Origin of the sequence: Burkholderia vietnamiensis LMG 10929 (assembly GCF_000959445.1) — a bacterium.
Classification (GTDB): Bacteria; Pseudomonadota; Gammaproteobacteria; order Burkholderiales; family Burkholderiaceae; genus Burkholderia; species Burkholderia vietnamiensis.
The window spans coordinates 12,729-38,959 of record NZ_CP009629.1; the positions used below are offsets into that span (position 1 = coordinate 12,729).

The 26,231-nt window shown below is 60.3% G+C and carries 38 protein-coding genes and 2 tRNA genes; 5 read left to right on the plus strand and 35 right to left on the minus strand.

The genetic code is table 11. The annotated features are described in order from the left end of the window. Positions 1-34: 34 nt before the first annotated feature. Together AK36_RS00065 and AK36_RS33615 are read left to right on the plus strand one after the other, a co-directional pair. Entirely contained in the window at positions 35-913 is an 879-nt protein-coding gene (locus AK36_RS00065; protein ID WP_045577532.1) for a hypothetical protein, read from the plus strand. 15 nt (positions 914-928) lie between these two features. After that, the gene (locus AK36_RS33615; protein WP_155753954.1) at positions 929-1,102 is read left to right on the plus strand and encodes a hypothetical protein; all 174 of its coding nucleotides are present in this window, start codon (positions 929-931) and stop codon (positions 1,100-1,102) included. A gap of 24 nt (positions 1,103-1,126) precedes the next feature. Here the strand turns inward: AK36_RS33615 and AK36_RS00070 are convergent, their stop codons facing one another. Next, complete coding sequence (locus AK36_RS00070; RefSeq protein ID WP_045577533.1) at positions 1,127-2,029, minus strand: hypothetical protein; 903 nt, start codon at positions 2,027-2,029, stop codon at positions 1,127-1,129. 363 nt (positions 2,030-2,392) lie between these two features. Here AK36_RS00070 and AK36_RS00075 point away from each other — a divergent pair, with 363 nt between their 5' ends. Next, the gene (locus tag AK36_RS00075; RefSeq protein WP_045577534.1) at positions 2,393-2,728 is read left to right on the plus strand and encodes a plasmid mobilization protein; all 336 of its coding nucleotides are present in this window, start codon (positions 2,393-2,395) and stop codon (positions 2,726-2,728) included. Continuing rightward, a complete protein-coding gene (traI, locus tag AK36_RS00080; RefSeq protein ID WP_045577535.1) occupies positions 2,725-4,896 on the plus strand; it encodes a TraI/MobA(P) family conjugative relaxase in 2,172 nt (723 codons plus the stop codon). Before AK36_RS00075 ends, traI begins: the two co-directional genes overlap by 4 nt. 595 nt (positions 4,897-5,491) lie before the next feature. On the opposite strand, the gene AK36_RS00085 is transcribed toward traI, so the two are convergent. The 10 genes from AK36_RS00085 to AK36_RS00130 all read right to left on the minus strand — a co-directional run bounded on the left by AK36_RS00085 (position 5,492) and on the right by AK36_RS00130 (position 14,184). Further along, positions 5,492-6,412 (minus strand): hypothetical protein, encoded by a 921-nt coding sequence (locus tag AK36_RS00085; RefSeq protein WP_045577536.1) that lies wholly within the window; start codon positions 6,410-6,412, stop codon positions 5,492-5,494. After that, on the minus strand, positions 6,409-6,690 hold the full coding sequence (locus AK36_RS00090; protein ID WP_045577597.1) for a hypothetical protein: 282 nt from the start codon (positions 6,688-6,690) through the stop codon (positions 6,409-6,411). The genes AK36_RS00085 and AK36_RS00090 overlap by 4 nt, the downstream gene beginning before the upstream one ends. A gap of 128 nt (positions 6,691-6,818) precedes the next feature. Beyond that, positions 6,819-7,184 (minus strand): hypothetical protein, encoded by a 366-nt coding sequence (locus AK36_RS00095; protein WP_045577537.1) that lies wholly within the window; start codon positions 7,182-7,184, stop codon positions 6,819-6,821. Positions 7,185-7,192: 8 nt separating this feature from the next. After that, positions 7,193-7,462, minus strand: a complete 270-nt coding sequence (locus AK36_RS00100; RefSeq protein WP_059913544.1) for a hypothetical protein — start codon at positions 7,460-7,462, stop codon at positions 7,193-7,195. 87 nt (positions 7,463-7,549) lie between these two features. Beyond that, positions 7,550-7,831 carry a hypothetical protein gene (locus AK36_RS30375; RefSeq protein WP_080938557.1) on the minus strand — a complete coding sequence of 94 codons (282 nt, stop codon included), beginning with the start codon at positions 7,829-7,831 and terminating at the stop codon, positions 7,550-7,552. A 429-nt stretch (positions 7,832-8,260) separates the two neighbouring features. Continuing rightward, on the minus strand, positions 8,261-9,748 hold the full coding sequence (locus AK36_RS30200; RefSeq protein ID WP_224383441.1) for an HNH endonuclease: 1,488 nt from the start codon (positions 9,746-9,748) through the stop codon (positions 8,261-8,263). 539 nt (positions 9,749-10,287) lie between these two features. Continuing rightward, the gene (locus AK36_RS00115; protein WP_144410585.1) at positions 10,288-10,494 is read right to left on the minus strand and encodes a hypothetical protein; all 207 of its coding nucleotides are present in this window, start codon (positions 10,492-10,494) and stop codon (positions 10,288-10,290) included. 205 nt (positions 10,495-10,699) lie between these two features. Beyond that, positions 10,700-13,024, minus strand: a complete 2,325-nt coding sequence (locus AK36_RS00120; RefSeq protein ID WP_045577599.1) for a phage integrase family protein — start codon at positions 13,022-13,024, stop codon at positions 10,700-10,702. Positions 13,025-13,128: 104 nt separating this feature from the next. Then, the gene (locus tag AK36_RS00125; protein ID WP_045577541.1) at positions 13,129-13,896 is read right to left on the minus strand and encodes a hypothetical protein; all 768 of its coding nucleotides are present in this window, start codon (positions 13,894-13,896) and stop codon (positions 13,129-13,131) included. Between the two features lie 30 nt (positions 13,897-13,926). Next, positions 13,927-14,184 (minus strand): hypothetical protein, encoded by a 258-nt coding sequence (locus AK36_RS00130; RefSeq protein WP_045577542.1) that lies wholly within the window; start codon positions 14,182-14,184, stop codon positions 13,927-13,929. 344 nt (positions 14,185-14,528) lie between these two features. Here AK36_RS00130 and AK36_RS32330 point away from each other — a divergent pair, with 344 nt between their 5' ends. Continuing rightward, a complete protein-coding gene (locus AK36_RS32330; RefSeq protein WP_144410586.1) occupies positions 14,529-14,981 on the plus strand; it encodes a hypothetical protein in 453 nt (150 codons plus the stop codon). A 113-nt stretch (positions 14,982-15,094) separates the two neighbouring features. On the opposite strand, the gene AK36_RS00140 is transcribed toward AK36_RS32330, so the two are convergent. From AK36_RS00140 to AK36_RS00230, 24 genes are all read right to left on the minus strand, one after another. Then, on the minus strand, positions 15,095-16,099 hold the full coding sequence (locus tag AK36_RS00140; protein ID WP_080938558.1) for a nucleotidyl transferase AbiEii/AbiGii toxin family protein: 1,005 nt from the start codon (positions 16,097-16,099) through the stop codon (positions 15,095-15,097). Further along, positions 16,092-16,292 (minus strand): hypothetical protein, encoded by a 201-nt coding sequence (locus AK36_RS30380; protein ID WP_080938559.1) that lies wholly within the window; start codon positions 16,290-16,292, stop codon positions 16,092-16,094. Before AK36_RS30380 ends, AK36_RS00140 begins: the two co-directional genes overlap by 8 nt. A gap of 508 nt (positions 16,293-16,800) precedes the next feature. Continuing rightward, positions 16,801-17,085, minus strand: coding sequence for a hypothetical protein (locus AK36_RS32335; protein WP_144410587.1), 285 nt, complete (start codon positions 17,083-17,085; stop codon positions 16,801-16,803). Further along, entirely contained in the window at positions 17,073-17,360 is a 288-nt protein-coding gene (locus tag AK36_RS00150) for a hypothetical protein (RefSeq protein ID WP_144410588.1), read from the minus strand. The genes AK36_RS32335 and AK36_RS00150 overlap by 13 nt, the downstream gene beginning before the upstream one ends. 86 nt (positions 17,361-17,446) lie before the next feature. Further along, a complete protein-coding gene (locus AK36_RS00155; protein WP_144410589.1) occupies positions 17,447-17,935 on the minus strand; it encodes a hypothetical protein in 489 nt (162 codons plus the stop codon). Positions 17,936-18,378: 443 nt separating this feature from the next. Continuing rightward, positions 18,379-18,481: transfer RNA gene (locus AK36_RS00160), tRNA-OTHER, on the minus strand. Between the two features lie 597 nt (positions 18,482-19,078). After that, positions 19,079-19,474, minus strand: a complete 396-nt coding sequence (locus tag AK36_RS00165) for a hypothetical protein (RefSeq protein ID WP_045577546.1) — start codon at positions 19,472-19,474, stop codon at positions 19,079-19,081. A gap of 19 nt (positions 19,475-19,493) precedes the next feature. Continuing rightward, entirely contained in the window at positions 19,494-19,760 is a 267-nt protein-coding gene (locus AK36_RS00170) for a hypothetical protein (protein ID WP_045577547.1), read from the minus strand. Next, positions 19,738-20,028: a hypothetical protein gene (locus AK36_RS00175; RefSeq protein ID WP_144410590.1), complete on the minus strand. Its 291-nt coding sequence runs from the start codon at positions 20,026-20,028 to the stop codon at positions 19,738-19,740. Before AK36_RS00175 ends, AK36_RS00170 begins: the two co-directional genes overlap by 23 nt. Positions 20,029-20,031: 3 nt before the next feature. Continuing rightward, complete coding sequence (locus AK36_RS30390; protein ID WP_158348921.1) at positions 20,032-20,502, minus strand: 1-acyl-sn-glycerol-3-phosphate acyltransferase; 471 nt, start codon at positions 20,500-20,502, stop codon at positions 20,032-20,034. Positions 20,503-20,561: 59 nt separating this feature from the next. After that, a complete protein-coding gene (locus tag AK36_RS00185; RefSeq protein ID WP_144410591.1) occupies positions 20,562-20,822 on the minus strand; it encodes a hypothetical protein in 261 nt (86 codons plus the stop codon). 14 nt (positions 20,823-20,836) lie between these two features. Further along, a complete protein-coding gene (locus AK36_RS32340) occupies positions 20,837-21,043 on the minus strand; it encodes a hypothetical protein (protein WP_144410592.1) in 207 nt (68 codons plus the stop codon). Positions 21,044-21,059: 16 nt separating this feature from the next. Continuing rightward, on the minus strand, positions 21,060-21,353 hold the full coding sequence (locus AK36_RS32345; protein ID WP_144410593.1) for a hypothetical protein: 294 nt from the start codon (positions 21,351-21,353) through the stop codon (positions 21,060-21,062). Between the two features lie 104 nt (positions 21,354-21,457). Then, positions 21,458-21,640, minus strand: coding sequence for a hypothetical protein (locus tag AK36_RS00195; protein WP_045577551.1), 183 nt, complete (start codon positions 21,638-21,640; stop codon positions 21,458-21,460). A gap of 154 nt (positions 21,641-21,794) precedes the next feature. Further along, a tRNA-OTHER gene (locus AK36_RS00200) sits at positions 21,795-21,897 on the minus strand. 227 nt (positions 21,898-22,124) lie between these two features. Further along, a complete protein-coding gene (locus tag AK36_RS33620; protein ID WP_155753950.1) occupies positions 22,125-22,325 on the minus strand; it encodes a hypothetical protein in 201 nt (66 codons plus the stop codon). Positions 22,326-22,446: 121 nt separating this feature from the next. After that, a complete protein-coding gene (locus tag AK36_RS33625) occupies positions 22,447-22,620 on the minus strand; it encodes a hypothetical protein (protein ID WP_155625384.1) in 174 nt (57 codons plus the stop codon). 154 nt (positions 22,621-22,774) lie between these two features. Next, positions 22,775-23,374 carry a hypothetical protein gene (locus AK36_RS00205; RefSeq protein WP_045577552.1) on the minus strand — a complete coding sequence of 200 codons (600 nt, stop codon included), beginning with the start codon at positions 23,372-23,374 and terminating at the stop codon, positions 22,775-22,777. Between the two features lie 45 nt (positions 23,375-23,419). Next, complete coding sequence (locus AK36_RS00210; protein ID WP_224383440.1) at positions 23,420-23,686, minus strand: hypothetical protein; 267 nt, start codon at positions 23,684-23,686, stop codon at positions 23,420-23,422. A gap of 225 nt (positions 23,687-23,911) precedes the next feature. Beyond that, on the minus strand, positions 23,912-24,556 hold the full coding sequence (locus AK36_RS00215) for a hypothetical protein (RefSeq protein ID WP_045577553.1): 645 nt from the start codon (positions 24,554-24,556) through the stop codon (positions 23,912-23,914). Positions 24,557-24,588: 32 nt separating this feature from the next. Beyond that, positions 24,589-24,972 (minus strand): YozE family protein, encoded by a 384-nt coding sequence (locus tag AK36_RS00220; protein WP_045577554.1) that lies wholly within the window; start codon positions 24,970-24,972, stop codon positions 24,589-24,591. Positions 24,973-24,993: 21 nt separating this feature from the next. Then, complete coding sequence (locus AK36_RS00225; RefSeq protein WP_045577555.1) at positions 24,994-25,254, minus strand: hypothetical protein; 261 nt, start codon at positions 25,252-25,254, stop codon at positions 24,994-24,996. A gap of 145 nt (positions 25,255-25,399) precedes the next feature. Further along, positions 25,400-25,702, minus strand: a complete 303-nt coding sequence (locus AK36_RS32350; RefSeq protein WP_144410594.1) for a hypothetical protein — start codon at positions 25,700-25,702, stop codon at positions 25,400-25,402. Positions 25,703-26,008: 306 nt separating this feature from the next. Further along, positions 26,009-26,227 (minus strand): hypothetical protein, encoded by a 219-nt coding sequence (locus AK36_RS00230; protein ID WP_144410595.1) that lies wholly within the window; start codon positions 26,225-26,227, stop codon positions 26,009-26,011. Positions 26,228-26,231: the final 4 nt, after the last annotated feature.

A 26,231-nucleotide genomic window follows, 5' to 3' on the forward strand; every position in this document is an offset into this window, starting at 1 on the left:
AACTACCACCGCCGGCCAATAAGGACAGATCCATATGAATCAGCCAATCCCAAAGTGGCTCACTCCATACGCTACTGGCAAGAAGCAAGGTTGGGCGCAATCCTATACGGCGTACGCGGAATACTATTGCGTGGATGGGGCTGCTGACGATCTTAGCGAGGAAGGGTTGGAGGAGCGTCTTATCATGATGCGCCCCCCTTTGGTCGCTTACGCGAGCCGCACGGGCACCCGTCGCAACCTCGAGGCATTGCGCCGAGCTGGCTGGCACCTACTCGTTTCAGCAAAGGGCACGCTGCGCACGGAAGGGATGCCCTATGCACTGGACAATGGCGCGTGGACCGCATATCAGCAGGGACAGCCATTCGATGAAGATGCCTTCCTGCGCGCGCTGGACGCCGTAGGAGAGGACGCCGAGTGGATTGTGCTGCCAGACATCGTTGAAGGCGGAGTGGCGTCCCTTGACTACTCGCTGAAGTGGATGGAACGCCTTCGCGGAATCCCGACAACTGTTCTCATCGCTGTGCAAGACGGGATGCAGATCGAGGACGTGCGCTCGCTGCTGTCACCGGTAGTTGGGATTTTTGTCGGCGGGTCGACGGCATGGAAAGAAGCAACGGCTAGGGCGTGGGGATCGCTTGCGCGCCAGCGCAATTGCTATCTGCACGTTGGCCGCGTGAACAGCGTTCGTCGCATTCGGATTTGCGCGGCGGCTGGCGCGAACAGCATCGACGGCACGAGCGTCAGCCGGTTTGCAGTGACGCTGCCGCCGTTAGACGCAGCCGCCAGGCAGGAAGACATGTTTTCGACCGCTCACGACACGTTGGCTGACGCCCAGCAGGCAACTCGCGAGCTGGACCTCTCTGCTCTCGTCGGAGGTCGCGGCGAGCCGCTAGTTCAACAGGCAATAATTTAAACAAGGAGTATGCAAATGCCACGCTTCACTGTCACCGTGGAGGAAGTTGTCCGTCACACGATTACCGTCGAGGCCGAAGACGAATCCGAGGCAGGTCGGAACGCCGTCGAGAGCCTCATCGAGAACGGTCCCGAGGCATTCAATAGCGAAGTTGCCGATCGAGGTGTTTTCGTGTGTCTGCCGGCTTGATACCCGGTCACGGTCGACGATGCCCTACAATTTTGGGGGCATCGCAACGAAATCCTTGCTGGACTTGCCTTTGGTCGGCGCAATGATTCGGCCGACGGTCTTCAACAAATGAATCTGCTTCTTCGTCAGGCTGCCGTGGAACGGTTTGCCGGACACGTAAAACACCAAATCCCCCCGCAGTTCGACATCCTCCTCCAAGACCGCCCTTTCTTCCGTCGCCTGGCTGGCTTGCTCAATCGCGGTCAATGTCAATGCGCCCCCCCCGCCGTTCGAGGCTGCAGGCGCACTCTGAGATTCTGACGTTGGAAGTGCCGAGGAGAGTACGCCTTCGCCACCCGACCCTCCGCCTTTCTCACTATCAACCCGCGCCGATTCTGCCGCTTGCGGCAGAATCGGCGCGGCCGGCGAAGCCGGTCGCGCAGCTGTAAGCTTTGTAACACTCGGCTGACGGCCGGTCATCGTTTTCGCTTCCACCGACCTTGAGCCTGATGCTGACTGCTCTAAGCCGGATGAGAAGGCATTGACCAGCCGGGGCGATGCTTGCACTCGCCGGACGTGATCCACAGCAATACTCGCCGCGTGTTCGACATGTTGCTCGAGTGCCCTCCTCTCCAGCGCACTCTTCGTCTGCAAGACCTTTTTCGCGTGCCGCTGCGCCTCCGCCGCCAGCTCTTCCTGCGTCTTCAGCTCGAAGAAGTACGAGCGCAAAGTCTCCGAAGAAATTTCCAAGCCGGCAGTCTTCAGCACCTCTGCGATCTTCTCGAACGGCATGCCGCTATCTCGCGCCGCGATCAGCGTACTGAGCAACTGCCTGACCGCTTGTTTCTTGATGAATCGGTCATCGGGCAGCTCGCTGTAGATCGCGGCGAGCAATACCTGTCGTGCCCTCTCGATGTCCTCTTTCTGCAGCCGCTTCTGAGTCGCCATTTTTCATACCCTTACGCCTACACAGGCATCCGAAAACGGATTTAATAATAGCACCCATTCTGGCAACACCGAAGACCCACCGAGACACTCGTGGCACCCTACGGGCGCGTGCATTGGAGGTTTGCGCCACACGTGGCGCAAACCAACACCGACCGGTACGCTTGCGGATGCGCCATTTCATCCACTAGACTATCCACTACTGCCTGAGATACTTCTAGGACAGGATAGGGAATGTATCCACGCGACAAGTCGCGCGGATACACCGGCTAAAAGTTCTCGGTCGCCTTCGGCGCCCTTCGCACTTTTAGCCTTTCCGTTGAACTCAGGGCTTCGCCCCGAGACCCGTACACCAGTGAAATAAAAATGCCAAAACCGCGTGAAGCTCAGAAGAGTGTGTCGATCCGCCTCCGCATGACTGCGGAGGACAAGACCGTGATCGAGGAAAAAGCGCGGGACCGAGCCATGACTGTGACCGAGTACCTGACGCGCGCCGGCCTCGGACGATCGGCTCGGCAGCGGTCGGACGTCGACGCGATCAACCTGCTTCGAGAGTGCGCCAACGAGTTGAAGGCGATTCATAACACCTTGCGCGGCATGGATGCCGGCGAGGCTGCGCCCACCGACGCCGCAATGGATCAGACCATGAAGGCCATCTGTGCCGCGATCGGGCGCGTTTGGCAAAGCGAGGACGCCGCGTGATTCCGAAAATCGTTCCTGGCCGTCGTGACGGCAAGTCTTCGTTCAAACAGCTCGCCAAGTACGTCACCGAAGGCATAGAGCAGTCCGGCGAGCCACCGGACAAATACAGTTGGGCCAACCTGACTCAGTACATCACGAAGGAAAGCGTGCTGAACGCCCTTGGCGAGAATGTCGAGAAGACCATCGGCGTCGAGATCGGCAACGTCACTTCGTTGGCGAACGCGCCGGCCGAAATGTATGCCGTTGCGCAGCGTGCTGACGGGCGCGTGAAGGAGTCGGTCTACCACTACATCCTTTCGTGGCCCGAGCACGAACGGCCCAAGACCGAAGATATCTTCGCGGCCGCTCGCGACACGCTGGCCGCTCTTGGCATGTCCGAGCATCAGTACATCATCGCGATCCACGCGAACACGGACAATCTCCACGCGCACATCGAAGTCAATCGCGTTCACCCGAAAACCTTCGTTACGGCTGACACCTACCGCGATTACGTGAAGCTCCATCGCGCCGCGCGCGAGGCTGAGATCAAATACGGCTGGCACCACGACAATGGCATCTTTCAGGTCGTGGAAATCAACGGCAGGAAGCACATTGTTCGCAACGACGACTACGTTGATCCCGACCTTGTGCCTACGCGACCTGGCGCCCGCCGTAGCGAAGTCTGGACCGGTGAAGAATCACTAGAAACCTGGTGTAAGCGTGAACCTGCTACGGACCTGAAAGCCGTTCTCAAAGACAAGGCCACATCGTCATGGCAGGACATCCATCGCGTGCTCGCGCAACATGGTCTGGAACTGCGCGACGCGGGCGGGGGCGGATGGAAGGTTGTGGACGTCAGCGACGACACGCCGGAGAAACTCGGCAAGCCGATGGCTGTTAGCGCCTCGGCAGCTTTCCGTTTCCTGAAGCGCAAGGAGTTGGAGGAACGTTTGGGTGCGTTCGAGGCACGCTCGCCAGATCTGGAGGTCGAGCCGAAACGAACATACAAGCGCGATCCGCATAAGCGACTCGAATCGCGACTCGCGCGCAAGGCGTTGCGCGACGCATTGCACGCACGTTTCAAGCTCGAGGAGAAAGCCGCGCGTGAACGGCAGGCGGAAGCCCGGAAGCTCATGATGCCATTCGTCGCCGAGGACCGTGCGCGGCATGAGAAGCTGCGCGATACCTATCTCCAGAAGCGTGTGGCGATTCGCCAGGATGCGTCATTGACGCCGGCGCAAAAGCAGCAGGCTTACATGCTCGCCAAGATGACCATGACTCGCGCGCGCGAACAACTCGTCGAGCAGATTCGGAAAGAGCGCGGCGTCCGGCGCGAATTGCTACCGCCTATTCCGACATGGAGGGCGTGGGTTGAGCAGCAGGCCCAGCTTGGCGACGAGGCGGCGATCAGTGCTCTGCGTGGCATGATTTATCAGGACGGCCGTGACCACAAGAAGAAAGAGGCGCGCGATGCGATAGACGCCGAGGCGAACGCGATCATGCCCGTGTTGCCACAAGACAGCGACCCACACGCGCGCACCTTCGGCGATCTGGTGTGGCGCGTCGCACAAAACGGGCTCGTCTCGTATCAGTTCAAAGACGGCGAAGAAGCGTTCCGCGACGAAGGCGAGAAAATCACGTTTGGCCGCAAGGACGTTTCCGACGACGCCCTTTCGTTGAGTCTCCAGTACGGCGCCGACAAGTGGAGAGATGGCATTCGTATCAGTGGCGGGGACTTTGCCTTCAAGCAGCGTATGGTGCGAATGGCCGTCGAACAAGGAATCGTTATCCAGAATGCCGAATTGCGCGACCTTGAGCAACAGATCCGCCAGGAGATGGAGGCGCGTCGGTCAATCGAGCGCGAGTCGCGAAGTGCGACGAGGGTGTCGCAGGCGCCTGCACCCACCGTAAGCGCGAGCGACAACGACATCGAGCAGCTCGTGCGGGCGCACAACGGCAAGGCTCGTATGGCGCACGCCATAACGCAAGACAAGCGTTACGCCGGCCCGATTGTCGCTCAGAATGCACGCTTCCTTGCTCAAGAGACTGGCCGCAACAACTACGTCATCCACGAGCGCAGCGCGTTCGCGATTTCTCCCGAGCATGGGCAGCCGGTTACAGTCAGGTATCAGTCCGGCAAAGCTACCGTCCAGCCAATTAAAACGCGTTCCGGCCGCGGAAACCGCTAAGCCGCAACGTCACTTGGTGTCGGCGCATCGCCCGCATGTACACTCCCGGGAATGTTCTGAGCTTTCGGTTGGGAGGCACATTGTGACGATGTTGGTCGGACTATTAATGATGCTCGCCTCACCATTCATTCGGATGGGGCTTGTTGGTATCGAGGTGCTAGCTACGATTGTCGGGTTTGTTGTGGTATTAGTCGGATTCTTTTTCTACGTAATGATCCGCTACCCGAAGCGGCAGTCGCGGGAACGCCAGTGACGAAAGCTCGCCCCCTTCGTATGGCATTTTTCCAACGTCAGAAATTTGCTTTCGGCGGGGGCTACAACAACACTGGCGACACTCGTTTCGGAGCCAGGCGAGGCCGCCGTAGTCGTCAGAGAGCGGATGAACTAAAGAGATGCCGGTCACCAAACGGCCGCAGCCGATTACCTCACCTGCGCCAACGCTTGCCTGCCACCTCTGCCCACGCCTCACTTTCCGATGCGCACCCGTGTTGCTCGGCTCACCAGATGCGCAATCAGGGGGGTGTCGTGAGGGGCCGTCTCCAGCGCGAGTGACACGGGGCGAGTGCGCAGCGATGTCTCTCGCATCCCGATCGCCTCAGGTCGCGCCCAAGCTCGCAAGGTAGGCCTCAAATTGTGCAATCTCAGCCGGCTCCGACACGAGCGTCGCGAGTGGAGCGAGATTCTCGGGCGTGAGCAATGCGCGACCCATCCGGATCGCTTCGCCGGCGCGCTCCAAGGAGAGTTCGACACTACTGCTCCACTTTGACCAATGACTCAGCTGCGAGGGCGACAGGTTGTCGATGTCGAGCCCGGCGAACGCTTTGAGGTTCGTCTCCAGATCCACGATCAGGATCTCTCGCAGATCGTTCTCAGAACGGAGTGCATCCAAGTGCTCAACGCGACCGACGACTGCCTCAATGTAATGCGGCCGTTTCACCGTGCGACCCGACATCGCTTCTTCGCGTTCGATCTCCTCGCGAGTCGCTTCGCGAACCCCCATCACCTCATCGCCGCCTGTGCGCAGCAATTGAACAACGCGGCGTACGATCGGGTCGGGGCAGCCGGCGTTGAGCACGATCAGAGGACGAGTTTTCTTGTGCACCCAATCGGCGCCGGCCGCGCCTGCGCCACCTTTGCGCATACTAGCGACCGCGGCGTTAATCTCGTCGAAACGAAACGAGAAACTCCAAAGCCTTTCGCGATGTTCCTTGGCTGCAATATCCCGCGTGAATTGGCTCAACATCGTTTCGAAATCAACTCCAAAATACACGCGACCGCAATCCTTCCCAATGTTGGTTGTGCGCCCATCTTTGGTCGCAACGAGGTAGCCGCGACCATGTGGTGTGCGGCAATTCGATAGGCCGCACGGGATTTTGTCTCGCAAAGCATAGCTGCCAATGATCGCCTCGAGCTCATGCGCGTTCGGATCAAGTTGCCCATCAAAGTCCGGCCTCGCCTGGATGTCGGCCCAATCGTGGATGCGGGTAAGTTCCTTTTCGCCATTGAGCGTGATCATGCCGTGCCACCTCCTGCGTCTTTGGTCTGCCGTTGTTCATGCGCCGGCCTATGCGCCTTCGTCTTGTAGTTGTTGTCGATCCACCCTCTCGCCCATTCGATGCCACGCTCGTATGCCTGAGACCGGTAAACTCGGTTGCCCAGGTCCGTGAAGACGAACCGCTCGTCACCACGTGAGACGATCACGCCCGAAGCGAAAAGCCGCTGATTCGCCAAGATTGTCGGCGACGCCTCGATCTTCCATCCCTCGTACTCCGCAAAGCGGTTCACTCGTTTCATAGCAACCTCCGACTGCGGCGTCGCTCCCACTCCCTATCGCCCTCGCAGCGTGTGCAACCCCGCCTTGATGCATCGTCTAAGCAAAGCAAACGGGGCGCTTGCTCCGGGCGGTCCTGTATTGCGAGTCGTCAATCAGGATTCCGCGGCGCATTCACGGCAATTCTCAGGGCATCCATCGTTCTCGTCTGAAGTCGCTCCATATGCTTCGGTTCAGGGCGCCACATACCAATAGCATGCCGTGAGATGTCAAAGCCGATCTGATAAATAAGCGCCAGCGCTTCATCGGACGTGCCGAACGTTACTCCGGCCTCATCGGCCGTCACGGCATCATCGCGTCGCACGGCGACTAGCGAATCTGTGCAGCCTGTCTCGACGAGGAGCACACACCACCCCCCAGCGATGCGTTGAAGCATGAAGTCCGAAATGAGGCCACCGGCACGCTGGGCAGTCGCGACTTCAACAGAGATGGTACGAAAGTTAGCTGTTTGACTCATCTGCCCTATTACTCCTCGCCAGTCGAACGAACCTGTTGGTGCAGGTCGGCGAGTTGCTCCAGCGTATCCGACACGCAATCGGAAATGACAGCTTCCAGCTCCGCCTCACCGAGTCCGGCAATCTTCGAGCGCAGCCCCGCTTCTATGACCTCTGCCAAACCAAAATCTTGGTCGTGGCCCGTGACGCACTGCGTGCCTTTGACGATCCACAGGCGCGCCTTGGTCGGGCCGAGGCTTGCGCACCCCGCCCAGCCGGCATGTGTGCCAGCGTCCAGCATGTCGTTCGGAACTCCTCTCATCATGATCCTATCGGTTGTAGCGCCGCTCGCGTCTCGCGGCCAGACATCCCCACCCTTCATCCAAATTTAAGCGACCGGTGCGGATTCGAGGCCACCGCGTTTTGCAGCCAACTCCCGTTCCTGCTTTGTTAGCTGCGAGCGATGCAGGTAACGACCCGGCGACGAAACCACCGGCGAGAGGAAAGGCGTTTGCCCCTTGTCGGCTTGCTCCCGGCCAAAAGCCCCGATCAAGCCGATAGTTTCGCCGTTGTCTTTGAGCGCCCACGCTGCGAGCGGCCACACAACTGGTTCGCTGTGCCCTTGATGCACGAAAAACCAATCGGTGGCGGGAATAATCGTTTTGTACATTTTCCTGCGCAAAGTTCGGCATCCGGCCGTGCGGGGCGCGTGCGCGCCGGGTTTTCACGTTCCTGCGTGGATTCCACGGCAGGCGAAAAACATGGATCGTTTGCTCACGAACATCAGCAAATATCGACATCGATGCTCCGAGGCATCGTGGTACAGGCGACATTCGCGCAATTAGTGCACCCAGTAGAAGAATTAACGGACTTCAACAAAGAGTGCCATGCCTTAATCCTCAACCAGGCGCCCAACGACAGTAAAGCCAAGAGTTTATGGTTTCTGCACGGGATCGAGTACCCAGAGGACTACCGGGACTGTTGAGCGACGGGTCGACGGTGCTGCGAAACAGTGCCCCGGCAAGTGTCCTGTCGGTTCGATGCAGCTTCCGAGGCAGCTTTATGGCGGGGAGAGGGGGACAGCGGATGTCTCTCATACTTACCATTCCGTCGGGTTCACGATCAGCTCGCCTCTGGGGGCGTGTCGCACTGCGACGGGCGCTCCGTCCAGATGCGCATAGTGATGCGCGACAAGCGGACTGAACCGCGCGACGCCATCGGACAGCTCGAGCAGTTCTCGGTCATACAGTGTATGTAAATCCCGCCTGAGCAAGATGCCATCCGCCGCGGCGTTGTGCCCCGCGCGCCAATCGCGCCCGCGCAGATGGGCCGCTTCAAGCACTTCTGGAATATCGCATCCGGAGATGGCACATCGTCGACCATACGCCTCGAAAACGGCCTTTCGAAACGCCGGCTGCTCCTGCCGAACCTCGACACTCATGTAACGCGCGACGCGCTCGTCGGAGCCGACCGATTCACCCACCGCCGGCGAGCCGTCCGGCGCGGCCCGTGAATCCCGCACAATGCGGCATGCACCGGTCGAATCGTCGTAGGCTTCTACCGACCACGTGAGCGAGTCGAGCTCCCGGAACTTCACGCTGGCGGTGGAGTTGGGAAGGTCGGATGTCGGCCCGCGCCGGTCCTCTCCACGGCTGCAGATAATGACGTGGAGCGGCTGCTGTAGACGAAACGTGTTCTTGATGGCCTTGTCCATCGCCTCGGCCCGCTCGGCCTGAGCGATCAATCGCGATCGCTCCCGCGCGGTCGCCGTAAGCGCCCCGGCGCGACGCCGTCGATCATCGGCACCCGCACGATAGTTCGTATCGGCGAGCACTTCACCGCTGATGGACGCACGCAGATTTTCATGCCAGAAGCACACGGCATACCCTTCTTCCGGCGAGCCAAACGACCAGTTGTAGCAGAAGCGCGGGTTGGCCTTGATGTTCTTCACCGGACTGCCGCTCGTGGTCGTACGCCACGCGTCGACCGAGATCGGCACGCGCTGGAGGAGGTCGTAGATCAGGTCGTGTCGAAACGGCCGGATGGCATCGAGCACACTGAGCGGTGTCGGCTCGCCAACCCGTTGAAACACTATGATTTCCTTCGCCCGGTCGACCGAGCTCTTCCGCCAGCCAGCCTTCATCCACTCGTGCGCCCATTTGTGACCGTCGTCCTTCGGCAGGAACGGATCGGAGTTTTGCCAGAACGTGTCGCTACGACGCGCGACGGGTGGCAACGGCGCGTTCAAAATCTCTTCGATTTCAGTGAAGTGCAGCGTCACTACGTCGACGTTGATCCCGCGGAAATATTGGCCCAGCGCGCGATAATCCCTGACGATCGACCGCCCCTTTGTGTGCGTCGCGCCGGATGGCGAGTTCTGCGCAACGAGACCGTCGACAACGGTGAATCGATGGGGATAGTTCTGGGTGCGGGCTGTGATTTGGTTGGCATCGACCGGCGCGCCGTCTCGGCGTGTGTAGCGACCCAGCCGGTTCACCTCGTCTGCGATGGTTCGTGCAGACAAGGGCACGCCCGCAGCCATCAGAACTTCGCTTATTGCGTCATGCAAGGTCAGGTGGGTTGCCATCGAGTCGATCTCCTCAGAGGTCATTGCTCATCAGCGCCACGATTGCCACGGGTGCGCGAACTCTAGCGACTACCCCAACGAACAGTTCGCGTGGGATAGTTTCCGCCTCATGTGCGCAGCAGGATATCAGGGCGCTGTGGTTGCTGTGGTGCGGTCTCAATCAGCGGGTGCCGCGTCTGAGGCTTGATGACCGCGTGCCGCCGCCGTGAGGGCGTTCAACTCGACGCCGACGGCAACGCCGCCAAGCCTAACCTATGGTCGGCGGCTCGACGTCGAGAATCGCCGGCTTCTCAATTGCGGCGCGCAACTCCGTTCACAATTTTCACGACGCGCGCGGCGCTTCATTGCTCATGCGGCGGCGTCGACGATGAACGAAAAAAAGGCCGCGTCTGCGGCCTGGTGTGCGGCGCTCGCTCGCACGCTCCGCGCATGGCGCGAAGCACTGGATTCGGACATCCATCGGGTCAATACATAGCGGTGATTTCGGACAGCGCGTCCGTCTTGAACGATCAGACTCGCGCGACGTCAGGCATGCGTGTTCAGTTGATCTTCTCCCCCGTGCGCGTGCGGGCGATACGCTTCGACGACGCCGAAGCTTTGTCGATCACGTATTCAGCGTGACGACGAGCATTACGCGCGTCCGTCTCCGCGTGTACGTTCGCGATTACTTCATCGACGCCGTCGTCGTACAGCGACAGCCGGTATTCACGCGCCGCGGCGCCGGAAAGCACCGTGCCGTCCGGCATGGTGATCTTCTTGCAGAATGAGTCCATTAGCATAGTTCCTGAAAATCCCGGTCGACAACAGCGTCGATCGGGACTTCAGTCTACCGTCCCTCAAGAATTTTTTCTCGACCTGCGATAGAACCATGTAAACACCAGTTTCCGCCTATCGAGCCCGCGGTGAGCCGCGCCTCGCGCGGTTGCGCAGCAACCTGATGCAGGGGCATGCTCACCAGCGCCAGCGCTCGCCGGCGACCTCGGCCCAGGCGTCGCTTTGCGAAGTGCAACGATGTCGCTCGGCCGTGAGCGCGATCGCGACCAACAGGTCGTCGACGCGCCGATCGAACGCGTCTTCGTTCTCGAACGGCACCTGCAGAACGGTCACGCCGTCGCGGGTCGAGGTGCGCGCGAGGCCAGCGAGCACCTCGCGCTCCACTCGCTCGAGCACGCGGACCCGACCGCGTCCGCCCGGCCGCTTCGGTTCGACACGCAGTGTCACGTGCACGTCGATCAGCTGGACCGCAGCGCTCGCATCCGCTCCGGGTGTCGCGATTACCGTCGCCGGCGACAGGGCGAGCGGGACGGCCGCGGCCGCCGGCCGATCCGCGCTATCGAGCGCCGCATTGAACAACGCCTCGACCGACTGGAACTGGCGCACCGCGTCGGCCTTGGTGTAAAGCGTCGTCGTGCCCAGGCTCGCATGGCCGAGCAGCTCCTGCATGTCGCGGATATCGGCGCCGGCATCGAGGCCGTGGTTCGCAAACGTGTGGCGCAGCCAGTGGGTGCTCGCGCGGCGCAGGTCGGCGGCCGCGTTCGGGTGCGTGATGGCCAGCTGGTCGGCGGCCCGCGCCAAAATCCCCTTGAAGAGACGCCCGACCACGTCCGGATGCAATGGCTCGCCGGTCACCAGGTGCGCGATCAGCGGCGTGTCGGCCGGCGCGGTTTCGAGTGTCAGCGGCACCGGGCGCATGCGCAATTGCGCACGTAGCGCGTCGATGAGTCGACGCGGCATCGGCACAGTGCGCGCGCGCCGGCCCTTCCCTACCACCTTCAGGCTCCACGCATCATCGAGCGCGCCATCGAGCGCGCTGCGCGTGAGCGCGCCGGTGGTTGCCGCGGCGAGCTCGGCGCGGCGCAGTCCGGTTGCGTACGCGAACAGCAGCAGGAAGGCATCGCGCGCAATCGTCGCCTCATTCGCCGCCCGGTCACCGGCGACGTCGAACGCCGACACGGGCCGCAATACGGTCTGCAACACGTACTGCCACTGCGCGCGCGTGAGCGTGCGTCCGGTCGCGTCGATCGGCACGGAGGGGGCGGCCGGCAGACCGGCGAACGGATTCACGCGCAGGTACTGCTGACCGACCAGCCACTCGCCCATCGCGTTCAGGATCCGCCGCGCGGTGTCCCGACTGCGCTCAGACAACGGGCCGACGAACGGCCGCCAGGCCGGGTCGAACCGCTCGACGCGGCCGCGCCCAATCCAACGCTCCGCCGGTTGCGGATCCCGCAAAAAGACGTCGAGGTACTCGGCGCAGTCCGGCGTATTCAGCGACGACAGCGGCTTGCCCTTCACGACGATCGCCCAGAGCAACAATCGCTCGGCTTCGCGCCGGTATGCGCGGCGGGTCGCTTCGCTGCGCGCGCCCCGGATCGCGATCCATGCGTGGACCGCCTGCAGGTCGGTGTTCAGTTCGATCTGGTGCGCGGGTACCGGCGCCCGGTTCAACCCAGCCGAGCCGTCGAGTCCGGCCGGCACATGCAGCGCCTCGAGCGGCACCACGTCGGCGAGCGCGCCGGACACCGGCTGCAGCGCCGGGTGGCCGGCGGCCAGCTGCCGGCGCGGCGTCACGGCGAGCGGCGACAGGTAGCCCAAGGTGTCCGGGTGCTGCGCGATGAAGTCGGTGACGCGCTGCGCACCGATCGCGCCCAGGCGCGGCACCGCGCGGAACCAGCGCTGGCGCCGCGCCCGCATCAGCGCGAGCAGCTGCGCGAAGGTGTCGACGCCGGCGGCCGCGAGCCGTGCAACCAGGCGTGCGTCGAACCAGCCGTCGAGCGTGTGCTCGAGCTGCGGCGCCTCGACCAGACTGGCCTCCATGCGCGCGAGCGCGGCGTCCTGGCGATCACGCAGGCGCCGATTGCGCGCGACCTTGCGATCGAGCGCGGGCGACGACGCCGGCGGATAGGTTTCGACGTACAGCGCGACCAGCTCGCGCTCGCTATAGAACGCGTCCGGGTCCACCGCGGCGCGGAACGCCTCGAGCGTCGGCACTGCAACCGCCCCGCGCTCTGCGCCCCCCGCGTGCGCGTCGCGCGGCAGGCTGCCCGGTTTCAGGCGCAGCAGGTGCGCCGCGTCGATGTCGCGCGCGCGCCGCGCGGCGATCGTCAGCGTGTCGCGCAACGTCGCGAGCGTTCGGCGGGTGACGCGCACGTCGGCGCCCGGCGCGCCGTAGTGCGCGTGCAGCGTCGCCTCGTCGAGCCCCTCGAGGTACGCCCGGTACAACGCGAAGTGGGCGGGCGTCAGGCGCCGCAGCGGCCGGGACGGATCCTTGCGCATGACCGGTGCTTGCGCCGCGGCGGTCGCGACCTGGGACGCCGCCATTGCTACTTCGGATGCCGCCATAGAGCTCCTTCTACTCCGTTATCCAATCGATTCCGTCGTCAAGCGTGCGGCGCCGCGTTTGGCGTACCGGCCTGCCCGCGGCCGACAGTCTCCAACGTCGCATGCAGGTACTCGAGAAATTGCGGGAGCACCGAGCACAGACCGATGCGCTCCTGCATCTCGCTGCGATACAGGCCCAACTTGGCTTCGTCAAAATGCCCGCCGAGATAGACCTGGCCGACCGTGTCGCGCGCGACCCGGCTGGCAATCGTTGCCCAACCGCAGTGACTGAACGGGTTGTAGTGCTGCTTGGCGAGCGCGAGGCGTTCAACAGCGGCACGCGCAACGCCCAACTGCTCAGCGTTCCACTCGAGTTGCTTGAGGGCGTGGTGGGCCTGCACTGAGTGGTGGCTGGTCCACGCGCGCTCCCAATAGCAGCCCATCTCCGGTCCCGTCTTCTTTCGAGCAATCACCAGCGGCGTATCGGCTGCGCACAGCAAGGCCATCGCAATGCCCTCGATCACCTGGCGCATTACGTTGCCGGCAGCAGCCAGCTTGCCGCTCAGCAGTAGCTTGCTGGCCACCAGTAGATCGTCGAGCACGCCGAGGCCGAATGCGGCGGCAAGACCCGTCTGCTGCGTACCCGCCCGATCGGCGGCGTCCGTGATCGGGTCCATCCATTCGAAACAGGGCGCCAGGGCTGCAGCCAACTGGTCGAGCTCAGGGCCGAGATGCGCGGCGAAGTCGGCTCGCACGGCCTCGTCGTCGTTGAGCAACGCTCGGCGCATGCCAGCGGGGTCGGTCAGTGGAAGCGCGGGCGCGTTCATGTCGCTCCAGGGCGGCAGCAGCGTGTTGAATTAGTGTCGCACGGCCGGATAGACGAAATCGGCGTCCGGCGTGAACGCATAGGGCGTCGGATCGTCGCTGAACAGCACGTAGCCCTCGATGCCCTGCGCCCGCAACACCTGCACGGCCCGCCGCGCGTTGGCGACTGTGAAGGCCTCCCGCTTGCCCGGATCGATGGGACCGCCGTCGGCGGTGGGCTCGTCGCTCTCGATCAGGCGCACCATCGGCGCCGTGGTGCCGAGCTTGCGGCCGAAGATGAGGGATTTCATCGTGGGTTCCTGTCGGCCGGGGCCGGTGTGGTGTTCGATACGGAAAAAGTAACGGGTCGCACGGTGTCGGCGCCGCGGCGATCCCCCGCGGCTGCGGGCCGATCGCCGCCAGCGCCCTGCCCGGCCTTGCCGGGCAGGGTCGGGACAAGTATAGGGGAAAATGCGGCCGATCTGACAGACAAAAATGCTGCATCTGATAAGAATAGTTATCAGATGTGGCGCTTTTATATCGCACTCAGAAATCTGATCGCGCCCCCTATGCCGGCGGCCCGGCGTGACCGATGATCTGCAGTGGCTCGGCGCGTTCGCGTGCCGCCTTCCACCGCCACCAGGAGACCTCACCGATGGCCCTTATCCAGATTCCCGTGCAGAACCACGACCACTATCCGACCGCCGGCATCAACCCAACCCAGGTCGCAGCGATCTATTCCGCCCCCCTCGTTCCGGGCGGGACGACGATCGAGCTGAATTCACGCGATCCTCAACCCAGCACGCACTATCCCCACGGCCGGGCCCGAACGCTCGTCTCGCCTGCTCCGGTGGCCGACGTCCTGGCGGCGCTGGCCGCGGCCGGAGCGCCGCTCGTCCCGGCCGAGCTGGTGCGCATCACGGCGTCCACGCCGCTCGATCACCATGTGAATCCGAGTGCGATCGTCGCAGTACGACCGCACCAATCGGGTACTGGCCATGTGTGGCTGACCAACGGCGAGGAACTGTTTGTGACGCCCGCCGCGCTGCAAGCGCTCGCGGCGCTGCTGGTCGCTCCGCCCGCGGCCGTCGCGGCCGCTCACATCTGACAGGGTTTCGCCCTGCGGTAGACGAAAAAAACCCGGCCGTAGCCGGGTTTTGGAGGAGTCACACTGGCGGCCACGGCCCATACAGGCTGGTCGGTGGCCGCCAGCGTGAGGTTTTAACGGCCTATATTCTGGTGCGGACCGGTCCGCAAGCGCGGCTCCCAGTCTGCATGTCCATGTGTGTATCGGACCGAATACGTGTCGCCGACAGACGGTATGGCGATCCCAGTCGGCAGCTTATGCGCGGCGGCGGTATTGCGTCCCAGATCCTGGACGGCGTACCCCTCGGTTACGAGGAGTATTTTGCCGACATAGCGCCCTTGCGCTTCGTCCACACGCTGAACGACGACTCCACTGGATGCCAACGTCGCGGTCAGTGACGGCGGAAGGTCGGCAATCGCCGCCGCGCGATCCCTGGAATGGGGGGCTAACCGAAACACTTCCGCTTGCAGAATGGCCGCGATTCGAGGCGACAGTGCAGGGTCCATGCCCATTTGGTCAACCGCCTTATCGAGAGCAGCCGTGTTGCTGTTCAGAAAGCTTGTGACCTTCACAAGCGAGCCGATGGCGTCCTTCCCATAGGCGGTTTCGGCCTTCGCAAGCGCCGCACCCGGTATCGGCCCCCATTGGTCCACCATCATGGCGAGGTCGATCGCGTCCCTATACATCACACTGGCGTCCGGCCATCGATCAGCGTTCGCCAAAATCTTCTCGGCGTATAAGTCGGGTCGGGACAACGTGGCGACCGGGAGCCCGGCGGTACGTTGGCCTTCGATCGGAATCCGTGCCTCCCGCACGAGCTCGAACTTTATCGGCCGCTCTCCGTCGCCAGCGTCGATCATCGTATAGATCTTGTCTCGCTCCTTGCGAACATCCCGTACGAGCCTGATGGGCTCCTTGGCTAGTTTGTTTATTTCATTGTCGGACACGAGCTCGCGTATCTGGCGGTAACCGTCGGCCGACGCGCAGAGAAAGTCGATGTCGACTGATTCCCGATATTCGTTGGCTGAGAGGACAATTGCAGTTCCGCCGCCAAAATAGCAACCCGCCTGTTCAAGCAGGTCCGCGTCGAGTTTCTCTAGGAAGCGGACGATGTTTTGGTGATGGGGACGCTTAAACATGAAGATGTCCGTGTCCGATATCGTGCGTGAGGCGGGCAATCAATTCGCGCTCCCGCGGGTCGAGCTTGTCCACCTCGACGTAGCGCCAATTGCGCTCATAGAGTGCGAACGCTTCCTCCTCGCTAATCACCTGATCACCAGGGCGATTCCAAGCGATGAATCGAAGCTGCGGATAATCATTGATGTGAAGCATGTTGACATGGCTGCAGAAGTATGATTTCCAGTATGCCACCAATCGGCAAAGGCGTCCACCTGCTCCATTTCCAACGTCAGAAGTGGCACCCCTCAGCGCGCGGCTGGTCAGCCAATGTAATGCTTGACGGTCCCGCAGCGCGTGCATTTGTCAGCCATATGCCCCACGTCGTGGCTCCGATGCCGACTGTGCGGTTGCCAGTCATGGCGGCACTTCTTGGCACGAATCCAGCCAACTATCGGTCCTGAAACTAAGAGTCCGACCGCCACAACAGGCAATACCGCGCCGAAGGAGCGCAGCGTGTCCAAGCCGAGAAGACGAATGATCGCTGACACTGATATGAGCAGGACGGCCGCGACCGTGATAGCAACTTATTTTTTCACTTCTTTCCTCCTGTTCTGGTTGCGGGCGATGCGACGGCCGAGCGCAACAGGTTGATTTCCGGCCGCTTTTGGGGGAGACGCGGTTAGAACGTCAGCGAAATCTTAGGCCACCATTCCGATCCAGATCACGCGAACAGACGGCTTTTCTCGGCGCCAGCAATTTTCACTCCGACCATGCTCGCTCCTGTCTTGGCAGCAAGCCAGCTAAGTCCCGGCTTTTCCGGCTGCCGATCGCCAGAGACGGAGATGCCCCCTTCCGGAAAGACCATCACGTTTGCTCCAGAAAGAAGTGCTCGCTTGAGCGCCCGCATGCCGAAAGGCGCAGAGCTATCCAAGGGCACGACCATGCCGAATCCGATACGTGAAAGCGCATCGTGGCCGAAGCGTGAGATCGACTTTATGCCGGGCATGCAACGGTCGTTTCGTCGTCGCGCAGATTCGCGCCTTGGAGACCATTTCCGAGGTCAACAATGCGCAGATGGGAATGCACGATCTTCCTGCACTCGCCAGTATCAAACTTCACGATTTGCTCGCCTTCCCACGCTTGGGCCACCGTGACCACGCCATCCTTGATCGAAGCGGCATACGGCGTGTTCGTCACGTGCTCCGAAAGAACCTTTGGAGCGCTATCGGCCATTGCAACTGCAGAGATCAAAAGAAGGCTCAGTGCCGCAATTTTCTTCATTTTTACGTCCTCGTATCCTGGCTACCGGCCGTGCGGGGCGCGTTCGCGCCAAGTGTTTTCCGATGCCGGCCGAAGCTGGCGCAGTGTTACGCGGGCGTGCGCTTGACCGTAAGACGGTACTCTGAGCCGTGGCTGTCGGTTGCGATTGCCGTCGCAGTGTCGAGCGGCACAGTTGCGTCAACGTGCTTCTGCCAGTCCGAATCATTCAGATCAATCACGACGTGCGCCGTGTTGTCCGCGTTGAACGCTACGACAGTAGCGACCAGCGTGAACTGGCTGTGCTCGTCGCTGTTTTGCCGCAGGTTGCGCGTTCCAACAAACGACGCAGCCTGGTAATCTGCTTCGCGGGCTTTGGTTGTTGCGCTGTACTTGGCGATATCGACGCTCGCCATCGGTACGGTCTTGGCATCCTGCCACTTACCGTTTGCGCAGATCACCGGCTGATGCGATGCGGTGTCACTGAACGTACCGTTGTTCTCGTCGGCGCATTTTGTATCCACGACTTGCGCAGCATGTGCGGTTCCCAGGGTTGCGGCAATCGCCAGCATGGATGCAACCAGTTTTGCTTTATACATTTCGATTTATTTCCCGTACTTGTGGTCCCAGTTGCTGGCCGGTAAAGCGCGCTTTCACGCCGAATGGTTTTCCGATTGTTGAATTGGCTTTCCGCTGGTGCGTTCGACACCAGCAGGAAGCCAACTTACGCCGGGCACTCAACGGCGGTCGTTGTCTCTTTGTACTCGACCTTCTCCGCGTCGCCTGCCTTCACGACGTGAAGATTCGTGTGCGCGACTTTCTGGCACGTCCCGTTATCCAATTGAACGACTTCGGGTGAACTTGAACGGCTCAACCTTCTCTGTCATTGCCTGCTCCGTAATGTCTTCAATCTGATTTTATCATCTCACAATTATGCGCCCGGTAGCGACGTTTCCAACGTCAGAAGCCGCCTTTTCATCGTGCGCGGCCACCCCCCACTTTTCCTCTGCCAGCATGACCGGCGTTTCCCGAGCATTGAGTGGGGCGACGGCGGGACTCGAACCCGCGACACAAACTTCCCGCCTGGCCCCTCGAACGGAAACCATCGAAACAAAGAAGGCTCTTTCCAACTGAGCTACGTCGCCATTAACCTGATTTTCCAGTGTCAAAGAACAGTCATGCGCCGAGCTTCAAATTGCAGCTTGCTACCGTCCGCAAACACACAAATGTCCACGCACAGTTGCGGAGCCTCTATCGATACAGCGAGGTCACACGCGGTGTCAAATGCTCTGCACACATCGGCGTCCATGCTGATGCACTCGGCGGTGGTGTATTGCGGTCGGTCCATCATCTTTGCGTGTTTTCCTAGTCGTCCTCGTGCGCAGCGTCTGCTTCTGCTGCCGTATGCCCAGCACTTTCATCGATCAGCCCCGTCGCAAGCCAAAACGCATGCTCGGGATGGAGGCGGCATAGCGCTTCAAACATTTCAAGCGATGGTTTCGTAACACCAGCGTAGGTGTGTCGCCACTTCACAGCTTTCAGCCCGGTCAGTTCTTCAAGTCGCCGCCAATCGTTACGCTCACCGACTATTCGCCGCACTAGAAGACTCATACGCTGGCCGATGCTCGCGCCAGAGTCAGCGTCGTTCGCGCGAGCGGCCAAACGCCAGTGAAGCCCAGCTACGGCCTGCTTTGCTACGCGCGGTTTCGTCGTTGCGCCCATCTTCTACCCGTTTCCCTTTGTCACCAAGATCGGGCATCCCCGATACGACGCACGAAATTCTTTCGCTCGCGACGCATCCCCAGCGTCACACTCACGGCAACCGCCCCTGCGAACAGCGTCAGCGCGCCAAGGTAGATGCCGCGTGAAGCTGCGACAGGGAGTGCGTCGGGCCAGCTTGCGGCCTGGGGCGCAGCCGTACTCACCAAGCCGTGAAACAGGGCACAGGTGCTATCCGCTGCACTGCCGATCGCGCCGAGCCCCGCATCACGCAAAGCGTGGAGCGGCACTGCGCCGATCATCTGCAACGACACCGCCGGCACGAGAGCCACGCCGATAATCCACGAGGAAATCCGTTCCGCTTTCGACGGCGGGAAAGGTGCCTGATCGATATCCTTGTTAGGGAAAAACGCGTTCATGATGTGTTTTCCGGTCTCGTTACGCGGGCAGCTTCGACGGCACCGCCGACATGCCGTGCATCGTCTTGCCCATTGTGAAGTGATGCCCGTTGCGCGCGACACCAGCGCTCTCTGCGGCTTCCGTGGCGGCGATGGATGTAGCGAGTCCATCGCGCAGCTTCACCGCGTCAGCCAGCGTCAGTTCGGTGGCAACGCCGTCGAGCGTTATAACGACCGGATGCTGGACGATGCCCCCGGCAACCGTCCGTGCCTGAACTCCACTTTCAAATGTCTGTTCGTTGTACATGTTGATTTTCCTTCCAGGTATTTTCCGACGACTGCTGGAGCCGCGAGCTGATTTTTGCCGCGCCGACAGACACGGACACAAAGGCCGCGCTGATGAGCATAGCCACGGCGTAATTGTGCAAGCCGTCGAGCATGCCAATGTGATGGGTCGCAATGCCGAGCAAAACTAGCACTGCGACAAGGCCAGCTGTAACGGCAAGTGAGAACCAATCGCCGAGCTCGCCGACTGCGCCGAGCAAGTCCATCCCAAATGATTTGATTTTCTTCATTGTTTAGAACGTCAGAAATATCTTGGGCCACCATTCCGAGCCGGATCGCGCGAACAATCGGCTTTTCTCAGCGCCGGCGATTGTCACTTCGACCAGGCTGGCTCCCGTCTTGGCGACGAGCCAGCTAAGCCCCGGCTTGTCCGGCTGCCGATCGCCGGAGACAGAGATACCCCCTTCTGGAAAGACCATCACGTTTGCACCAGAAAGAAGTGCGCGCTTGAGCGCCCGCATCCCGAAAGGCGCAGAGCGATCCAAGGGTACGACCGTCCCGAATCCGATACGAGAAAGAACATTGAAGCCGAAGCGTGCAATGGGCGACCGCCGCGAGAAATCGGTATCCACCGCAAATACGAGAGGTGCGGGACTCGCGAGTGCCACAATTACGCCATCGAGAAGCGAAACATGGTTCGCATGCACGATCGTGTTCCCTGCGGCGATGGCAGTGCGCGCATGCTGTGAATAGCTAACACGCACGCGAAAGGCTGCGAGGCCGAGCAGGGATATGACTGATCTAATGGGTGCTCGCACGCGACTCATACCCCGAGGAAACGTGCCACGCCCGTCAGGGCCACACCAATCACGGCGCCGAACCCACACACCGCGGCCAATTCCCAGCGCGCGCGTTGAGCGATCGCACGACGAAGCGACGCCTTGTCTGCGCAGTTCGCCGCAATGAAGTACGCCGGCACGCCATCCCGATCACGCGAAATCCGCACGGATCCAGCGTCAAGCGCGGTCTCCAGTGCAGTCGGCATTGGCAAATACGACGCGAGCATCCATCGAATGGTTTTCATGAGTGATTTCGATCCTAGTCCTGATGCGACCTGGACTCTTCCCGGCGAGCCGATAGAAAACGGAGAGTCAAGGCGCTCACGAGAAATATGATGCCCACTACTACCTGCTGATCCAGCGAGAGACCTAACGCCGCGATAAATGCCATATGGGCGACTAATCCAGACACGAACAGCACGCAACCTGTGAGCGATAGCGCCAAAAAAACAATGCTCTTTCCCATGATGTTTTCCGTCCTGTTAGTCACGCTCTGCATCGTTCGGCATGGTTTCTTTTTGCACCTGGTCCAGCAGAAATTGAAGCCCAGCTTCGAAGGACTCGAACCCTGCCAGACGTGCAATCATCGCTTGACACTGATGCAATTTCAGCTCGACGCCAAGAAGCTCCGGCGCGCTTTTCTGCATCCTCTTTGCCGCACGCTTCATCGCTGCCACTGACCGTCGTGCAGATTTTTCCGACCGACTCAGCATGCGGTCAAATGTGCGGTCGCGCTTCGTCGTCAGCGGGCGAGCCAGTTCGCTTACTTCGGTCATGGTCAACGCCTTTTTCCTCGTTTTCCGATGGTTAGACGGATACGGAGACGCCCCTCTACTAGATCTGCGAATTCGTCAAAGCTCACGTTGATTCTCCGATCCACTCACTCGCCGTCGTCGTCGCCAGCCTGGGCGACCGAGCTACATCCGCCCGGATGCCCTGCGCTCCACAACTTCACCAGTTCGGCCCACACCGTTTTGCCGCTGCCAAGCGGACCGATCACCATGGAATGGCCAACGCAGCGCCCGTGAGGGGTGAACTTGAACGGCTCAATCTTCTCTGTCATTGCCTGCTCCGTAATGTCTTCAATCTGATTTTATCATCTCACAATTATGCGCCCGGTAGCGACGTTTCCAACGTCAGAAGCCGCTTTTTCATCGTGCGCGGCCACCCCCACTTTTCCTCTGCCAGCATGACCGGCGTTTCCCGAGCATTGAGTGGGGCGACGGCGGGACTCGAACCCGCGACACAAACTTCCCGCCTGGCCCCTCGAACGGAAACCATCGAAACAAAGAAGGCTCTTTCCAACTGAGCTACGTCGCCATTAACCTGATTTTCCAGTGTCAAAGAACAGTCATGCGCCGAGCTTCAAATTGCAGCTTGCTACCGTCCGCAAACACACAAATGTCCACGCACAGTTGCGGAGCCTCTATCGATACAGCGAGGTCACACGCGGTGTCAAATGCTCTGCACACATCGGCGTCCATGCTGATGCACTCGGCGGTGGTGTATTGCGGTCGGCCCATCATCTTTGCGTGTTTTCCTTAGCATCAGTAGGTCGGCGGCTTCTCGCCAGTAACCGCCTTGTATCGCGCGGCAGCGTTGTCGTCCGTCCACTTCGCGAGTTCGTCGTGATCGAGGTTCCGAAACTCCAAATCCTTTTCGGCCATCATCTCGACGACTTCGCTCATATGCGCATGGCAAAAAAGAGCTAGGGCTTTCGGCTCTTGCGTGCCGCGCATGCTATCCATGCTTCTACACCCTACTTCTGATCCGTTACCACAGCCTCGAACGGGTCGGGCTCACTCGCAAACAGCGTCGCGAGCTTTTGATCCACAGCTGGTGCATGTGAGGACATGACTTTTTCTGAATTTACGCGCTCTCAAGCATTTGCCTGCCCTCGTCGCTCATCTGCAGCGTACCGAGTTCAGCTTCCAGAAGCCACTGATCACGCTTCGCCAGCGCATCGGCCTGCGCTCGCGGATTTCGATCATCTCGAATGGCATTTACCACACGACGAATGGTGTCCAGATTCAAGACGTGCATCGCTCACTCCTTCAAGTTGATATGTCGCTTCAGGATACTGTCACGACCTCGCCAAGCTTTCCAGTGTGTCGCGTCACGCTATAGATAGCGCAGAGCTACGTGTCCAATTTTCCTCTGTGGGCCGGGCTGGCGGTTTCCGATCGACCTCTTTTCTCTACCGGAAACCGAGTGACAAGAGTTCCAGCTCCAAGGTCGTCGGAGAAGTGGCCTTCTTCAGCCAGCCCTGCGACTGCACTCGTCGACGCGCTTCAATTTCAGCTTTTTCCCGCGCCAGCCGGACAAGCGACGCGAGACGGGCTGCACGTTGCTCTAATACAGCCCACCAGTCGTTGTCGTATTGAGCCAACGCTTGGAGCATCGACGCAAGTCGAGCGATAGCCTCCGGACACGACTCCTGCTGAACATCAGCTCGCCCGCTGTCATCGAGAAACCACCCATTGATGTATCCTGCGGCGTCCCAAAGCACCAGATCGATTCGAGACGGGCTCCCCTCAAGCAAGTAACCGCTAAGCGCCTCGAAGTCATTGAATAGTCTTTCCAGCACATGGTGACTCTTGCCGCCCAAGCCGGCATCCGCCTGCGGTGCCACTACTCGCAGGCAGATCCGTTGCACTGCCGCCTGCGCCGCTATCAACGCAGATCCTACTTCGCAGCGGATAGGGTGACTCTCCTTGTATGACGCGAACATCGCGGACAGCTCTTCATCAAGCTCACGAGCCGAGAGTTCGAAAAGAGGCTTCTCTTCGTTCATCATGGTCACGTCCTCATGTGCCCAATTTCAGGCTCGCTGTTTTCCCATTCAAGCCACTTGGGCTTTCTTAACAGCGTTAAAGCCGTCGGTTGCGTCGAACAGCGATCCCGAGATCTCCCTGAAGAGTCTTGCTTGGCACTCGGGGCTAAGGCGCTCGCGACGGCCAAACTGTTCGACTGCCGCGCGCAGGCTTTCTGCAGCGGTCCCACCGTCTATCGGGTCGATCTTGCCAGCGTGAAATACTATGGCGATCCCATGACTGCGCAGAATCCGCGTAAAGTCACCAAGCAGCGAAGGCAGAGCCTGTTCATCCATGATTTTTCCTCGTTTTCCGCTTCGTTATTGCTTTCTGGTCATCTGTTCGGCCCACGTTACCAAACGGCCGAGCATCGTGTTTCGGCGCATGTATTCACGCTTTTCGCGCTCAGTCATGCCCGGCTTCTTGGGCTCGCGCGGTCGCTGAAGAACTGCAACCACTGCCATTGCAAGGAGCACTCCAAAAAATACGGCAGATTCGCGGGTCACGTTGCTGTTTTCCGATCACTTTGCCAATTTCACCGGAAGGGGCCCGATGTCGCCGATGCTGTTAAGGCCGAGACCAAGAGTCTTCAACATAGGGCTCACTACCTGATTCAGCACCGCCATCGCCACAATTTGGGACTGCAGCGCCTCCGTCTTTCCTTCTGCGGCCCCGTGATGGACGAGGGCATTTCGCCTGTCCTGCAGTTCATTGCACTTCTTTATCAGGTTCGCGTCGGAATCGCCTACTGTCAGCTTCTTCAACTCACCGCCGAGCAGTTGAGCATAGATGTGCCCCAACAGCGTCGTGTACTTGGTAAAGCCCGTATTACCATCCAGCACGCTTTTGCTTACGGCATCCGCGAGACGCTCATGGTGAACCAGCCCATAGACGACCGGCCGAAGAAGGGTGAAGCGAAAAAACAACTCCATTGAACTGGCGAAGAAGATCGTTCCAGCGTCGAAGTGCTCGTTGGCGACCAGTCTCGTCCCTTCTATGAGTCGGTTCCAGGCTGGCCGCATGAGGTGCGGATTCTGCACGTAGTACGATTTCAGGCGGTCTGAAGAAAATTGTTTGATCGTATCCGCTCGAACCTCTTTCGAGATCGCCTCGTACATCTCGTCGTACGCCGCGTCGCGCTGAGCATCAGCCTCGTCGTAACTCATACTGCCCTTCTCCTCGTTTTCCGATCACTCAATTACGAACGCCGGGCGGTAAATTCATCCCAAGCCTCACGGAACGCCTCAATTGCGCTGCTGCTCGCGTTTGACGCGCGGAGGTAGCCGAGCCATCCCGTCTTCGAGACGCGCCCGTTCGGGGCGTTGCCATCACTTTTTACATCGCGTGCCAGATCGCCAACTGGGTCATCTCGCTTTGCCTGCTGTTTGATCCACGCGAGGAACGAGCGGGCTGGCTTCGTTGAAGATGCGGATTCCACGACCTCAGCAGACACCGATGCAATGTGAAGCAGTTCCCCGCTCTCAAGCTCGTGGCTGTCCATTACCACGCTGCGAATGATCGAAAGCACTTCATCATCGTCCGCATTCGTATCCAGATCACCCAAATCAAGCAGAATCTTCATGCCGTATTTTCCGTTGCCCGATCATATTGAAAAGTAATGCGCCACGCCCGCCGCAGCCGTACCGATCGCGAGGCCGACCCCGCACACCGCGACCAGCTCCCACAGCTTCCGTTGAGCAATGGCGCGGCGGATCGTTTCCTTATCCACGATACTCGGCGCGATGAAATATGCCGTCTCCCCATGTTCATTGTGGGCGGTACGCACCGTGCCATCCGCAAGCGCCGTCTCGTGTGCCGCAGGCATCGGTAGGTAGGTAGCCAGCATCCACCGGATTGTCTTCATGGGCGTTTGCCTACCGGACAGTGCCGTTCTTGCAGTTACCGCACCACATCCCCTTGCTTGCGCTGCACAAAGCAAGACGGCCGCAGTGCGGACAGCGGATCGAGATTGCTCCTAGATACATAGCGTTTTGCTAATCGGTCTCAGATCAGAGGGTATCCGCCGCATCCCGAGCGTCGTCCAGCATCTCCGAAGCGATAGCGACGACCTTAGCCTCAGGCGCTGCAGTGCTCGGCGATGGGAACTTATTTTCAATGGACCTTGTTCCGGTCACATCGCCGCTGGCAGCCGTCTCCTCTCGATACCATTCGGTGACAGCTCTGATTGCATCAGGACGGGTCATATCACCGGCCGCGACAAGGCGTGCCGCACCGTTTGCAATTTCCTCCGCGAGGCGTTCACGGTGTGATTCCTCTTCATCTCGAACACCCTGATTAGATCCATAACCCACTTTTTCTTCTCCTTGACGCCGACCAAGCCGGCTTGTCCTTGGGTCGGCCAGGCCGACGTTTTCCTACGCCTTCTGAATGTTGAAGTTCGCCGCCGCGTACCGTGCATTGCACGTCCAGACTTCTTCCCCGTTACGGTAGAAAACTGCCCAACCCTTTGCGACGGTCATGCGGGCTTGCGGAAACACGGCGCTATGACCATTGATGGCAGCTGACATCTCATTTCGTTCGCGGCATGTTGCCCAGTAGTCGCCGTCGGGCAATAAGTCCGGATCTGGGCGCCCTGATTTCGTCACGATGTTTTCCGATCAGCCGTTAATAATCCACCGCCGAAGCTGGAGAAGCCCCGAGACCTCGTTTCCATTCGGCAATTCGACAACAGGGCCGGAGTTCATCGACATCGGGAGGCCAGGAGGAATCCTTGCAAGTTCGCCCGCAACCTTCGCGATAAAGTTGACCTTGTCACCGTCCTCGAAGATGACCTGCGCGTTTGCGCCTCGTCCAATCTTGAATTTGTACGTATTCATCTCG